The 12,644-nt window shown below is 59.5% G+C and carries 13 protein-coding genes; 11 read left to right on the top strand and 2 right to left on the bottom strand.

Annotation, left to right across the window (positions count from 1 at the left end):
- Nucleotides 1-43 precede the first annotated feature (43 nt).
- The 3 genes from rnhB to O0879_RS06540 are packed head-to-tail and all read left to right on the top strand — an operon-like array spanning nucleotide 44 to nucleotide 2,678.
- On the top strand, nucleotides 44-682 hold the full coding sequence (rnhB, locus tag O0879_RS06550) for a ribonuclease HII (RefSeq protein WP_289915528.1): 639 nt from the start codon (nucleotides 44-46) through the stop codon (nucleotides 680-682).
- Complete coding sequence (locus tag O0879_RS06545; protein WP_251349116.1) at nucleotides 679-1,464, top strand: RNA methyltransferase; 786 nt, start codon at nucleotides 679-681, stop codon at nucleotides 1,462-1,464. Before rnhB ends, O0879_RS06545 begins: the two co-directional genes overlap by 4 nt.
- Before the next feature lie 11 nt (nucleotides 1,465-1,475).
- Nucleotides 1,476-2,678, top strand: a complete 1,203-nt coding sequence (locus tag O0879_RS06540) for an aminotransferase class V-fold PLP-dependent enzyme (RefSeq protein WP_289915527.1) — start codon at nucleotides 1,476-1,478, stop codon at nucleotides 2,676-2,678.
- 124 nt (nucleotides 2,679-2,802) lie between these two features.
- On the opposite strand, the gene O0879_RS06535 is transcribed toward O0879_RS06540, so the two are convergent.
- Nucleotides 2,803-3,651 carry a pyruvate, water dikinase regulatory protein gene (locus O0879_RS06535; protein ID WP_035818186.1) on the bottom strand — a complete coding sequence of 283 codons (849 nt, stop codon included), beginning with the start codon at nucleotides 3,649-3,651 and terminating at the stop codon, nucleotides 2,803-2,805.
- 152 nt (nucleotides 3,652-3,803) lie between these two features.
- Between O0879_RS06535 and ppsA the strand changes: the two genes are divergently transcribed.
- The 5 genes from ppsA to O0879_RS06510 all read left to right on the top strand — a co-directional run bounded on the left by ppsA (nucleotide 3,804) and on the right by O0879_RS06510 (nucleotide 9,377).
- Nucleotides 3,804-6,236 (top strand): phosphoenolpyruvate synthase, encoded by a 2,433-nt coding sequence (ppsA, locus tag O0879_RS06530; RefSeq protein WP_077409088.1) that lies wholly within the window; start codon nucleotides 3,804-3,806, stop codon nucleotides 6,234-6,236.
- A gap of 146 nt (nucleotides 6,237-6,382) precedes the next feature.
- A complete protein-coding gene (locus O0879_RS06525; RefSeq protein WP_034752224.1) occupies nucleotides 6,383-6,880 on the top strand; it encodes a Dps family protein in 498 nt (165 codons plus the stop codon).
- Nucleotides 6,881-7,057: 177 nt separating this feature from the next.
- Complete coding sequence (locus O0879_RS06520; protein ID WP_099664321.1) at nucleotides 7,058-7,474, top strand: NfeD family protein; 417 nt, start codon at nucleotides 7,058-7,060, stop codon at nucleotides 7,472-7,474.
- A 15-nt stretch (nucleotides 7,475-7,489) separates the two neighbouring features.
- Nucleotides 7,490-8,434 (top strand): stomatin-like protein, encoded by a 945-nt coding sequence (locus O0879_RS06515; RefSeq protein ID WP_099664320.1) that lies wholly within the window; start codon nucleotides 7,490-7,492, stop codon nucleotides 8,432-8,434.
- 634 nt (nucleotides 8,435-9,068) lie between these two features.
- Nucleotides 9,069-9,377: an H-NS histone family protein gene (locus tag O0879_RS06510; protein WP_010397665.1), complete on the top strand. Its 309-nt coding sequence runs from the start codon at nucleotides 9,069-9,071 to the stop codon at nucleotides 9,375-9,377.
- A gap of 313 nt (nucleotides 9,378-9,690) precedes the next feature.
- Here O0879_RS06510 and smpB read toward each other — a convergent pair whose 3' ends face one another.
- Nucleotides 9,691-10,140, bottom strand: coding sequence for an SsrA-binding protein SmpB (gene smpB / locus O0879_RS06505; protein WP_034784131.1), 450 nt, complete (start codon nucleotides 10,138-10,140; stop codon nucleotides 9,691-9,693).
- 93 nt (nucleotides 10,141-10,233) lie between these two features.
- Here smpB and O0879_RS06500 point away from each other — a divergent pair, with 93 nt between their 5' ends.
- From O0879_RS06500 to guaB, 3 genes are all read left to right on the top strand, one after another.
- Nucleotides 10,234-10,665 (top strand): type II toxin-antitoxin system RatA family toxin, encoded by a 432-nt coding sequence (locus tag O0879_RS06500; protein WP_034752216.1) that lies wholly within the window; start codon nucleotides 10,234-10,236, stop codon nucleotides 10,663-10,665.
- Entirely contained in the window at nucleotides 10,658-10,954 is a 297-nt protein-coding gene (locus O0879_RS06495) for an RnfH family protein (protein ID WP_289915526.1), read from the top strand. The genes O0879_RS06500 and O0879_RS06495 overlap by 8 nt, the downstream gene beginning before the upstream one ends.
- Before the next feature lie 143 nt (nucleotides 10,955-11,097).
- Nucleotides 11,098-12,558 carry an IMP dehydrogenase gene (gene guaB / locus O0879_RS06490; protein WP_034752206.1) on the top strand — a complete coding sequence of 487 codons (1,461 nt, stop codon included), beginning with the start codon at nucleotides 11,098-11,100 and terminating at the stop codon, nucleotides 12,556-12,558.
- The last annotated feature ends 86 nt before the right edge of the window (nucleotides 12,559-12,644 follow it).

The raw sequence follows: 12,644 nt of genomic DNA, 5'->3' as shown, positions 1-12,644 counted from the left end.
TCCCGATCACCGCTTCAACTGCAGTACCAACCAAAGATTCAACGTGAAAAATATCTATCCCGGCCTGTTTGACGACTTGCCATTCTCGCTCGATGAAATCATCTGCGGTGTCGACGAGGCAGGGCGCGGTCCGCTGGCCGGCCCCGTGTTCGCCGCCGCCGTGATCCTCGACCCGAACCGGCCCATCGACGGCTTGCGCGATTCGAAAAAGCTCACCGAAGCCAGGCGCGACCTGCTGGCGCCGAAAATCAAGGCCAAGGCCCTGGCCTGGGCCATCGCCGAAGCGTCGGAAGAGGAAATCGACCGCCTGAACATTTTGCAGGCGTCGATGCTGGCCATGCGCCGTGCCGTCGAGGCTTTGACTACCGTGCCGACCCTGGCCCTGATCGACGGCAACCGCTGCCCCGTGATGCCGATACGCGGCATGGCCATCATCGGCGGCGACGACAAGGTCGATTCGATTTCCGCCGCCTCGATCCTGGCCAAGACGGCGCGCGACGCGGCACTGGTGCACCTGCATGCGGCCTATCCCGAATACTGCTTCGATCAGCACAAGGGCTATGGCACGAAATTGCACCTGGAGCGCCTGCACCTGCACGGCGCCTCGCCCGTGCACCGCCGCTCGTTCGCGCCCGTGCGCAACGTGATCGCCTTGTTTGGCGGACAGGAGGTGGTGGCATGAAGACGATCACCTCGCGCGACAATGCGCAATACAAGGATTTGCTGAAACTGGCGGGCAGTTCGCAGGCGCGCCGCAAGTCGGGCCGCACCCTGCTCGACGGCGTGCACCTGTGCCAGTCCTACCTGCAGCTGCGCGGCATGCCGGAGCAGTGCATCGTCAGCGAAAGCGCCTTGCAGAACCCGGAAGTGGCGGACATCGTCGGCCAGCTGGAAAGCCAGCGCGCGCACGTTCTGGGCTTGCCCGACGCGCTGTATCACGCCGTGAGCCAGGTAGAGCACGGCGTGGGCGTGATGTTCCTCATCGAGACGCCGGAACGGGCCGTCACGCAGCCGCTGAGCGTGTCGGCCGTGCTGCTCGATAACCTGCAAGATCCGGGCAACGTGGGTTCCATCCTGCGCAGCGCGGCCGCCGCCGGCATCACGCAGGTGTATTGCAGCGCCGGCACGGCCTTCTGCTGGTCGCCGAAGGTGCTGCGCGCGGCAATGGGCGCGCACTTCGTGCTCGACATCTTTGAAAACGTCGACCTGGCAGCGCTCGTTTCCGGCGCCAAGGTGGCGACGCTCGCCACCAGCGGCTATGCCACGCAGCGCTTGTATGACGTCGACCTGCGCCAGCCCGTCGCCTGGCTGTTCGGCCATGAAGGGCAGGGCGTGGCCGACGATCTGCTGTCGATGGCGACGCACCAGGTGGTCATTCCCCACCTGGGCCAGATCGAATCGCTGAACGTGGCCGCCTGCGCCGCCGTCTGCTTCTTCGAGCAGCTGCGCCAGGGCCAGGCCTGAACAGGGTAGCCATGTCTTTCCCCCTGCTTGCCGACGGCGCCGCACGTGACGAAGCCTGGTGGCGCCAGGTGGCCGCCTTGTATCCCGCGCCGCCGGACGCCATCGTCAATCTCGAACACGGCTATTTCGGCGCCATGGCCGCGCCCGTGCAAGCGGCCTTCGAGCAGGCCGTGCGCTACACCAATGAACAGCTGAGTCCTTTCGTGCGCGGCGAATTCACGCGCACGCATGTGGATATCCTGCGCCGGCGCGTCGCGGAACTGATCCATGCCGAACCGCACGAAATCCTGCTGACCCGCAGCGGCACCGAGTCCATGCAGGTGCTGATCACGCAATACCACGGCCTGGCGCCCGGCGATACGGTGCTGTGGAGTAATCTCGACTATCCGGCCATGCGCACGGCCATGCGCTGGCTGGCGCAGCGCCGTGGCGTCACCAGCACGCAAGTCACATTGCGCTTGCCCATCAGCGATGACGAGATTGTCGCCAGTTACGCGCAAGCCATGCGCCAGGCCGTCAAGCCCAAATTGCTGTTGCTGTCGCAGGTGACGCCGGCCAACGGCCAGCAACTGCCGGTGCGGGACATCATGGCGCTGGCGCGCGAGCACGGTATCGACGTGCTGCTCGACAGCGCTCATGCGCTGGGGCAGGTCGACGTGGACGTGCAGGCCATGGGCGTCGATTTCGCCGGTTTCAATCTGCACAAATGGCTGGGGGCGCCGGCGGGACTGGGTGTCGTGTATATCCGCGCCTCGCAGCTGCACAAGATCGAGCCGCATTTTGGCGACGAGGATTATCCGTTGGATGATATCCGCAGCCGGCTGCACATGGGCATGCCGCCGATCGGCGCCATCCTGGCCGCGCCTGCCGCATTGGAGTTCCATGCGCGCCTGGGCGGTACGCCGGCCAAGATGGAGCACTTGGCCTGGCTGCGCAATTACTGGGTCAGCCGCGCTGCGCACCTGCCCGGCGTACGCATGTTGTCGCCGCTCGATGCGAAACGGGGCACGGCGCTGGTGGCGTTTGCCGTCGACGGCATGAGCTCGCGCCAGTTGCAGCAAGCCTTGCTGCAGCGCTTTGGCATCTTCACGGTGGAGCGCAATATCGGCGACACCGATGTCGTGCGCGCCACGGTGGCCATCACGACGCAGACCAGTGAACTCGATCAGCTGGTCGCCGCGCTGACGGTGCTTTCGAGCGAAACGAACGCCTGACAAAACCGTAGCGAGCGGAAGGGAGAGGTGGCCGAGAAGCGCAACCGTACTTGGTACGGGGGCGCCGAGCCGGTGAGCATCGCAAGCCGCCTATACCGACGCGCAGCAGGTTTGGTCAAGCGTTCTAGTACTCGCGGCGGTTCGGCTTGATCTCTTGCAGGATCGTCGTGGAGATCTCTTCGATCGACTTGGTGGTCGACGACAGCCAGCGGATACCCTCGCGTTTCATCATTTTTTCCGCCTCGTTGACCTCGTAACGGCAGTTTTCGATGGCCGCATACTTGCTTCCAGCGCGTCTTTCGTTGCGTATTTCCGACAAACGTTCGGGCGTAATGCTCAATCCGAAAATTTTATTCTTAAATTCCAGCAAGGCCGATGGCAGCTTGTCGCGCTCGAAATCGTCGGGAATCAGCGGATAATTGGCCGCCTTGATGCCATATTGCATGGCCAGGTACAGGCTGGTCGGGGTCTTGCCAGAGCGCGAAACACCCACCAGAATGACATCGGCCGAGGACAGGTTCTTGTGCGACTGACCATCGTCGTGCGCCAGCGAATAGTTGATCGCCTCGATGCGGTTCTTGTATTCCTCGCTGTCGACGATGTTGTGCGAACGCCCGATGGTATGGGTCGACATCACGCCCAGCTCCTGCTCCAGCGGGGCGACAAAGGTCTGGATCAGGTCCATGTGCATGCCGCTGGACTTGCGGATCACGGCCGACAGGTCGTTCTTCACCAGGGTCGAGAAAATGATCGGGCGCTGCCCATCGGTGGCGAAGGCTTCGTTGATCTTGCGCGCCGCCTCGTAGGCCTTGTCCATGGTATCGATGAAGGGCAGGCGGATCTGGCGGAAGCGCAGATCGAACTGCGTCAGCACCGAGTGGCCGAACGTCTCGGCGGTGATGCCGGTGCCGTCGGAAACGAAGAAGACGGTGCGGGCCGCGGAGGGCAGAGGAGGGCGTGGTTCTTGTGTCATGGGTTTTCGGATCAAGATTGTGCGTCGTCAATTTGCGCCGCACAAGGTAAAATGGCTGCAACGGTATGATTGTGCTGCACGACGCCAAGAATAACAAGAAGACTGTCTGTGCGCCGCGCGTAAAGATTTCTATCATCAGTAAGGGTGTCATTATGACCAACGCAGTATCGCAACAGCAGGAAGACAAGGACGCGGTGTATGTTGCCTCGTTCGAGCATTTGCGCATGACGGATGTCGAATCCGTCGGCGGCAAGAACGCCTCCCTGGGCGAAATGATCAGCCAACTGGCGGAAGCCGGCGTGCGCGTGCCCGGTGGCTTTGCCACCACGGCGCAGGCATTCCGCGATTTCCTGTCGTATAGCGCCAACGGCGGCTTGCCGCTGGCCGAACGCATCGCCCAGCGCCTCGAAGGGCTGAACATCGATGACGTGCGCTCGCTGGCGCAAGCCGGCGCCGAGATCCGTCAATGGATCGTGGAAACACCATTCCAGCCCCGCCTGGCCGCCGAAATCGACCAGTTCTACGCCAAGCTGGTGGCCGATTCCGATACCGAAATGTCGTTTGCCGTACGTTCCTCGGCCACGGCGGAAGACTTGCCGGACGCGTCTTTTGCTGGTCAGCAAGAAACCTTCCTGAACGTGGTCGGCATCGACAACGTGCTCGAGGCCATGAAGCAGGTGTTCGCGTCGCTGTACAACGACCGCGCCATCTCGTACCGCGTGCACAAGGGCTTTACGCACGCTGAAGTGGCCCTGTCGGCCGGCGTGCAGCGCATGGTGCGCTCCGACCTGGGTGCCGCTGGCGTGATGTTTACCATCGATACCGAATCGGGCTTCAAGGACGTGGTCTTCGTCACTTCCAGCTACGGCCTGGGCGAAACCGTGGTGCAGGGCGCCGTCAATCCCGACGAATTCTATGTGCACAAGCCGATGCTGGAAAAAGGCAAGTCGCCCGTGATCCGCCGCAATATCGGCTCGAAACTGCTGAAGATGGAATTCACGAATGAAGCGAAAGCCGGCCGTTCCGTGAAAACCGTCGACGTGCCCGTCGAAATGCGCAACCGCTACTCGCTGAACGACAGCGAAGTGGTGGAGTTGGCCAAATACGCCGTCATCATCGAAAACCACTACGGCCGTCCGATGGACATCGAGTGGGGCAAGGATGGCCGCGACGGCAAGCTGTACATCCTGCAGGCGCGTCCTGAAACCGTCAAGTCGCAGCAAAAGGCGACCGACGTGCAGGAGCGCTTCAAGCTGAAAAGCACCGGCACCGTGCTGACCTCCGGCCGCGCCATTGGCCAGAAGATCGGCGCCGGCCCCGTGCGCGTGATCCACGACCCGGCCGACATGGAACGCGTGCAGCCAGGCGACGTGCTCGTTGCCGACATGACGGACCCGAACTGGGAACCGGTCATGAAGCGCGCTTCGGCCATCGTCACCAACCGTGGCGGCCGTACTTGCCACGCGGCAATTATCGCGCGTGAGCTGGGCGTGCCTGCCGTGGTCGGCTGCGGCAACGCCACCGACGTGCTGAAGGACGGCACCTTCGTCACTGTGGTGTGCTCCGAAGGCGACGAAGGCAAGATCTACGATGGCTTGCTGGAAACGGAAGTGTCGGAAGTGTCGCGCGGCGAATTGCCGAAGCTCGACACCAAGATCATGCTCAACGTGGGCAATCCGCAACTGGCGTTCGACTTCCAGTCCGTGCCGAATGCCGGCGTGGGCCTGGCGCGCCTGGAATTCATCATCAATAACAATATTGGTGTGCATCCGCGCGCGATCCTGGAATACCCGAACATCGACGCCGACCTGAAAAAGGCCGTGGAATCGGTGGCGCGCGGCCACGCTTCGCCAAAAGCGTTCTACATCGACAAGCTGGCCGAAGGCATCGCCACCATCGCCGCCGCGTTCTGGCCGAAAAAAGTCATCGTGCGCCTGTCCGACTTCAAGTCGAACGAGTACAAGAAGCTGATCGGCGGTTCGCGCTACGAGCCGGACGAGGAAAACCCGATGCTGGGCTTCCGCGGCGCGGCGCGCTACCTGTCGGCCGACTTCTCCGAAGCGTTCAACATGGAATGCGAAGCGATGAAGCGCGTGCGCAATGACATGGGCCTGACGAACGTGGAAATCATGGTGCCCTTCGTGCGCACCCTGGGCCAGGCCGAGAAAGTCATCGACCTGCTGGCGAAGAATGGCTTGAAGCGCGGCGAGAACGACTTGCGCGTCATCATGATGTGCGAAGTGCCGTCGAACGCCATCCTGGCCGACCAGTTCCTCGACCATTTCGACGGCTTCTCGATCGGTTCGAACGATCTGACCCAGCTGACCCTGGGTCTGGACCGCGATTCCGGCATGGAATTGCTGGCCGCCGACTTCGACGAGCGCGATCCTGCCGTGAAAGCCCTGCTGGCCCTGGCCATCAAGGCTTGCCTGGCACGCGGCAAGTACATCGGCATTTGCGGCCAGGGTCCTTCCGACCATCCGGACTTCGCCGTCTGGCTGATGGAGCAGGGCATCGAATCTATGTCGCTGAATCCGGACTCGGTGATCGATACCTGGCAAAAGCTCGCTGCGCTGAAAGCGTAAGCGTCTTGTCCGCCCTCTGAAAACCCGCTGCCGCTCACCCGGCAGCGGGTTTTTTTATGCCTGCCATGCGGCGCACGCCTGTATTCGATGGCATTGCGCCAGATCAGCTAAAATGATTCCACCAATACATTGAAACGGGAGTTCTCATGGCAAGCAAGAAACCGAGCAAAGTGGCAAAGATCGACATCGGCATTTCCGAGGCGGACCGCGCGAAGATTGCGGAAGGCCTGTCCGGCCTGCTGGCCGACAGCTACACCTTGTACCTGATGACCCATAATTTTCACTGGAACGTCAAGGGGCCGATGTTCAACACCCTGCACCTGATGTTCATGACGCAATACACGGAACAGTGGGCCGCGCTGGACCTGATCGCCGAGCGCATCCGCGCTCTCGGCTATCCTGCACCCGGTACCTACAAGGAATTCGTCAAGCTGGCCTCGATCAAGGAAATCGACGGCGTGCCGCCGGCGCTGGACATGGTCAGCCACCTGGTATCGGCACAGGAAGCGACTGCGCGCACGGCGCGCCGCCTGTTCCCGCTGCTGGAAAAAGCCAATGACCAGCCGACGGCCGACCTGATCACGCAGCGCCTCGATTTGCATGAAAAGACGGCGTGGATGTTGCGCAGCCTGCTGGAAGAGTAATTGCCGGGCCTGCGGCGCTAATTCGCCCCTGCCTATTGACGCCATCAGGAATTGCGTTAGACTGCTTGTATATAGGTGTTTGGCAAGAATAATATCAGGCAGTAATACGCATTAAACCCCGTCGCTTATATAGGCTGCGGGGTTTTTTATTTTCGGATTCGCAAAGATGGAGGCATCATGGCTGAATGGGTAGGCTGGTTTGTGGCGGCTGGCGCGGTATTGATCCTGGAGCTGTTTACGGGCACGTTTTATTTGCTGATGATCGCCATCGGTATCAGTGCCGGAGGACTGGTGGCGCTGGCTGGCGGCAATGGCGGCTGGCAAGCCCTGACGGCCGCCATTGTCGGCGTGGCGGCCACCCTGTTATTGCGGCGCAGCCGTTTTGGCAAGGCGGCGCGGCGCGATGCGGCGCAGGATCCGAATGTCAATCTCGATATCGGCCAAAGCGTGGCGGTCGCGCATTGGGTCGATGGCGCGGCGCGCGTCATGTACCGCGGCGCCTTGTGGGATGTGGAACTGATTCCCGGCAGCGATACGCAGGCCGGCCATTACACCATACGCGCCGTGCGTGGCAGCCGTTTGATTGTTGGATAACCTGGAGAGTAGATTATGGAAGTAAGCATCGGAAGCATGTCGTTGATCTTGTTATTGCTGGCATTGGTATTTGTCTTCAAGACGGTCAATGTGGTACCGCAGCAGCATGCCTGGGTGGTGGAGCGCCTGGGCAAGTTCCATGCGGTATTGGGTCCTGGCTTGAATATCGTCGTGCCTTTTGTCGACCGTATCGCCTACAAGCATGTGCTCAAGGAAATTCCGCTCGACGTGCCGCCGCAGGTATGTATTACGCGCGACAATACGCAATTGCAGGTCGATGGCATTCTGTATTTCCAGATTACCGACGCCATGCGTGCTTCGTATGGTTCGTCGAATTATATCGCCGCCATTACGCAACTGGCGCAAACGACCTTGCGTTCGGTGATCGGTAAAATGGAACTCGACAAGACATTTGAAGAACGCGACCATATCAATACGGCCATCGTGAATGCCATCGATGAATCGGCGGCGAATTGGGGCGTCAAGGTATTGCGCTATGAAATCAAGGATTTGACGCCGCCCAAGGAAATCCTGCATGCGATGCAGGCGCAGATTACGGCTGAACGCGAAAAGCGTGCGCTGATTGCCGCCTCGGAAGGGCGCAAGCAGGAGCAGATCAATATCGCCAGCGGCGAGCGCGAAGCGGCGATTGCCCGCTCGGAAGGCGAAAAGCAGGCGTCGATCAACCGCGCCGAAGGCCAGGCCACGGCCATCGTCGCACTGGCGCAAGCCAGTGCCGAAGCGCTGCGCCAGGTGGGCGCCGCCATCCGCGAGCCGGGCGGCGAAGATGCCGTCAACCTGAAAGTGGCCGAGCAGTATGTGGGCGCGTTCGCGCAATTGGCGAAAACAAATAACTCGATTATCGTGCCGGCCAATCTGGGCGATATGAGTGGTTTGATCGCCACGGCGATGCAGGTGGTGAAAACGCAAAAGCCGAAAAGCGGCGTGGCTATTCCCTGATTGCCTGGTGAATAGCAAACTCGTAGCAAGTTAGTCGTCAAAACTGCCCGCCATATCGCGGGCAGTTTTCATTTGCGCTGCTGGAATATATGCTGGAAACAGGGTTCGAGTATCTGCGCTTTAAATGGCAATGTTGAAAATATTTTCTTTATGCTATGCTGTGCGCACTTTCGGGATTATATGCTGTCGTGCGACGCTTATCTTTTTGATTGAAGTAGAATCTGCTGCTCATGCATTACGATGATTCAACTGATATCCGCGGCGGATACTTGGGTAGTGATTGGGAGTCGAGGCATAATTGGCGATAGTATTGCTCCCATGTATATTTTGAATTGCAATTTATGATTACTATAAATTGCAATGAAGCAGAAAGTGCTGCAAAATAAATACTGCCGATGGTGCTGCATTGAATCGCGATCGCACAAGGAAGGGAAGTCGGCGCAGGCAGTCGGTCCGGCGCGATGTCCGCTCCCTGGATTGAAGACTTACATCATCTGAAGGTCGGGGAAGTCGGGTTTTTGGTAAAAGAATTGTAAAAAACAATCAAATCTCAAGAAAAATCACCTCAGTCGCGTTACAATTGGATAGAATTTAACTGTTCAGTTATATTTTTCAACTCACACAAGGAAATATCATGGATCTGTCCAGCTTATCCCTGTCCGAACTGCGCACCTTGCAGGACGACATCAAGAAGCAAATGAAGAAACGCGAACAGGACGATCTGTCCAAAGCGCGTGAACAAATCCTGGCAATCGCCCAGAGCGTTGGCGTTTCCGTAAAAGATCTGGTTGGTACCGGTATCCGCGCTAAAACCGGCACGGTCGCAGTACGCTATCGCAATCCGGATGATGCGACGCAGCAATGGACTGGCCGTGGCCGTCAACCGAAATGGGTCAAAGAGTGGACCGATTCGGGCAAGTCGCGCGATCTGCTGAAGGTTTGATCCTGAAGGTTTAACAAACCGTTCATTCGGATGCTTGTCCTGTGGAGTAGTACAGGTGTAGTACAAGGCAGCATGCAAGCATCCGGAACTTTCCTGATTAATCGTCTTTGGCCAGGCAGGCAAAGCTGATTCATTCGTTTATCTCCATGGTATTTTCGATAGTACCTGTCTTATTCCCGCAGTATTTCTTCCTTTTCCTGTTTTCATCCCATCGCGCTGTGCATTTCCGTTTGCCGCAGGTACCGGCAAAATAAAACCCGGCATATAGCCGGGCTTGGTGGTATCGGCGCAGATCGCTGCGCGTGGTGCCGGATCAGCGGCGGTGCGACTTCATTGCCGCCTGCACTTCGCGCGCGCCGTCGCGGTCGCGTTCCGCTGCCCGCTTGTCGTGCTGTTTCTTGCCTTTGGCCAGGCCGATTTCGCATTTGACGCGGCCGCCCTTGTAGTGCAGGTTGAGCGGCACCAGCGTATAGCCGGAGCGTTCCACCTTGCCGATCAGTTTATCCATTTCCGCACGGTGCAGCAGCAGCTTGCGCGTGCGTACGGCTTCCGGGTGGATGTGGGTAGAGGCGGTCGGCAGGGCGCTGATATGCGCGCCGAACAGGAAGAGTTCATCGCCGCGGACGACAACGTAGGCTTCCTTGATTTGTACGCGGGCGTCGCGGATGGCTTTGACTTCCCAGCCTTCCAGCACGATGCCGGCTTCGTAGCGATCCTCGATAAAGTAGTCGTGGAAGGCTTTTCTGTTGTCTGCTATGGTCATGAGATGGTAAATGTGCGCGGGTCGGTTAAACTACTGTCTCGCGCAAGCGCGATAAAATCAAATGTATCCAACATCATAGCAAATGGTTCTTCAATGGCAGTAGTACATAAATCAGTTTTTCTCGGCTATAGCGCCGAACAAATGTTCGCGCTGGTGGCGGCGGTGGAGGATTATCCCAAATTCCTGCCCTGGTGCGGTGCGGTCGAGATTCGCGAGCGGGGCGAGAACACGGTCGTCGCCAGCGTGGGCATACATTACCACGGCGTGCGCCAAAGCTTCACCACGTCCAACGAGAACGTGCCGCCGAGCTCCATCAAGATGAAGCTGGTGGACGGTCCTTTCAAGACCCTCGACGGCGTGTGGACCTTCAAGGCCCTGCGTGAAGATGCGTGCAAGATCGAACTGGACCTGCACTACGAGTTTTCCAGTCGCGTGCTCGAGCAGATCATCGGCCCCGTCTTCGGCATGATCGCCAACAGCATGGTCGATTCCTTCTGCAAGCGCGCGGAGACGGTGTATGGCTGAAGTGAGCATCCAGGTGCAAGTTTGCCATGCCTTGCCCGATAGCAGCTTCCTGCGCACCTTGACAGTGGCTGCAGGCGCCACCATCGGCCAGGCGGTGGAGCAGAGCGGCTTGCTGCAGGAAGTCCCCGGCATCGACCTGGCCGTGAATATGGTCGGCATCTATGGCAAGAAGAGGCCGTTGGACACCGTCTTGCGCGAGCATGACCGTATCGAGGTGTACCGTCCGCTGCAGGCGGACCCGAAAGAAGCGCGCCGTCGGCGTGCCAGCGGCAAGCCCGCCAAGACCTGACGGGTCTGGAAGAGGGCAGGGCTGCGGCTTGCGGCAGGCCCTGGCGGGACATTTTTTTGCTATTTCCAAATATCTTTTCTATGCTGCAAGGACGGAGGGCGCTTTTTTCTGTATAATCTGCTTTTGCGCCAATAGGAAATGCTATGCGTCTACTTCAAAAAGCACTCACATTCGATGACGTGCTGCTCGTCCCAGCCTACTCCAACGTTCTGCCCGCCGATACGTCCCTCAAAACTCGCCTGACCCGCAATATCACCCTGAATATTCCCTTGCTGTCCGCAGCCATGGATACGGTGACGGAAGCCCGCCTCGCGATCGCGATGGCCCAGGAAGGCGGCATCGGCATCATTCACAAGAATTTGAATCCGAAAGACCAGGCACGTGAAGTGGCCCGCGTGAAGCGTTTCGAAGCCGGCGTGCTGCGCGACCCGATCACGATTCCGCCGGAAATGAAAATCCGCGACGTGATCGCCCTGACGGAACAATACGGCATCAGCGGTTTCCCTGTTGTCAAAGGCAAGGAAGTCGTCGGCATCATCACCAACCGCGATTTGCGCTTTGAGCAGGAACTCGACGCGGAAGCTTCCGCCAAGATGACCCCGCGCGAAAAACTCGTGGTCGTCAAGGAAGACGCCGATACGGCCGAAGCCAAGCGCCTGATGAACAAGCACCGCCTCGAGCGCGTGCTGGTCGTCAACGACGCGTTCGAACTGCGCGGTCTGATCACCGTCAAGGATATCCAGAAGTCGACTTCCCACCCGTTCGCGTCGAAAGACAGCCAGGGCAAGCTGCTGGTCGGCGCTGCCGTCGGCGTAGGCGCCAAGGATGAAGAGCGCATCGACCTGCTGGTCGCTGCCGGCGTCGACGTGCTGGTGGTCGATACGGCCCACGGCCACTCGCAAGGCATCCTCGACCGCGTACGCTGGATCAAGACCAAGTATCCGCAAGTCGAAGTGATTGGCGGCAACATCGCTACGGCCGCTGCCGCCAAGGCACTGGTGGAATACGGCGCCGACGCCGTCAAGGTTGGCATCGGTCCTGGCTCCATCTGCACCACGCGTATCGTCGCCGGTGTGGGCGTGCCGCAAATCACGGCCATCTCGAACGTGGCGGAAGCACTGGAAGGCACGGGCGTGCCATGTATCGCCGACGGCGGCATCCGCTTCTCGGGCGATATTTCGAAAGCGCTGGCCGCTGGCGCCTCGACCGTCATGATGGGCTCCATGTTTGCCGGTACGGAAGAAGCACCGGGCGAAGTGATCCTGTACCAGGGCCGCAGCTACAAGTCGTACCGCGGCATGGGTTCGCTGGGCGCGATGTCCGATGGCTCGGCTGACCGTTATTTCCAGGACGCCACGATGAAGGCCGACAAGTTCGTGCCTGAAGGTATCGAAGGCCGCGTGGCCTACAAGGGCAGCGTGCTGGCGATCATCTTCCAGCTGGTGGGCGGCGTGCGTCAATCGATGGGTTACTGCGGTTGCGCTACTATCGACGAACTGCGCGAAAAAGCGGAATTCGTGGAAATCACCTCGGCCGGCATGCGCGAGTCGCATGTCCATGATGTGCAGATCACGAAAGAAGCGCCTAACTACCGCTCCGAGTAAGCGTACTGGAGAAACTGTCCATGGCTGCGTTCCAGTGCCTCGCCGTACTATTCGTACTGTCTTCGGCACTGCGCCTTGCCCTGAAC

Origin of the sequence: Janthinobacterium sp. SUN120 (genome assembly GCF_030397735.1) — a bacterium.
In the GTDB taxonomy this organism is placed as follows: Bacteria; Pseudomonadota; Gammaproteobacteria; order Burkholderiales; family Burkholderiaceae_D; genus Janthinobacterium; species Janthinobacterium kumbetense.
The sequence above is the reverse complement of the archived record's forward strand: the minus strand, read 5'-3'. Positions and strand labels throughout refer to the sequence as shown.

What these genes read in the sequence shown, in the direction of transcription:
- O0879_RS06525 (WP_034752224.1), top strand. Translation starts at nt 6,383, where the DNA reads ATGGCAAGCAAGAAACCGAGCAAAGTGGCAAAGATCGACATCGGCATT.
- ppsA (WP_077409088.1), top strand. Translation starts at nt 3,804, where the DNA reads ATGACCAACGCAGTATCGCAACAGCAGGAAGACAAGGACGCGGTGTAT.
- O0879_RS06545 (WP_251349116.1), top strand. Translation starts at nt 679, where the DNA reads ATGAAGACGATCACCTCGCGCGACAATGCGCAATACAAGGATTTGCTG.
- O0879_RS06500 (WP_034752216.1), top strand. Translation starts at nt 10,234, where the DNA reads ATGGCAGTAGTACATAAATCAGTTTTTCTCGGCTATAGCGCCGAACAA.
- O0879_RS06510 (WP_010397665.1), top strand. Translation starts at nt 9,069, where the DNA reads ATGGATCTGTCCAGCTTATCCCTGTCCGAACTGCGCACCTTGCAGGAC.
- O0879_RS06495 (WP_289915526.1), top strand. Translation starts at nt 10,658, where the DNA reads ATGGCTGAAGTGAGCATCCAGGTGCAAGTTTGCCATGCCTTGCCCGAT.
- O0879_RS06520 (WP_099664321.1), top strand. Translation starts at nt 7,058, where the DNA reads ATGGCTGAATGGGTAGGCTGGTTTGTGGCGGCTGGCGCGGTATTGATC.
- smpB (WP_034784131.1), bottom strand. Translation starts at nt 10,140, where the DNA reads ATGACCATAGCAGACAACAGAAAAGCCTTCCACGACTACTTTATCGAG.
- guaB (WP_034752206.1), top strand. Translation starts at nt 11,098, where the DNA reads ATGCGTCTACTTCAAAAAGCACTCACATTCGATGACGTGCTGCTCGTC.
- O0879_RS06535 (WP_035818186.1), bottom strand. Translation starts at nt 3,651, where the DNA reads ATGACACAAGAACCACGCCCTCCTCTGCCCTCCGCGGCCCGCACCGTC.
- O0879_RS06515 (WP_099664320.1), top strand. Translation starts at nt 7,490, where the DNA reads ATGGAAGTAAGCATCGGAAGCATGTCGTTGATCTTGTTATTGCTGGCA.
- O0879_RS06540 (WP_289915527.1), top strand. Translation starts at nt 1,476, where the DNA reads ATGTCTTTCCCCCTGCTTGCCGACGGCGCCGCACGTGACGAAGCCTGG.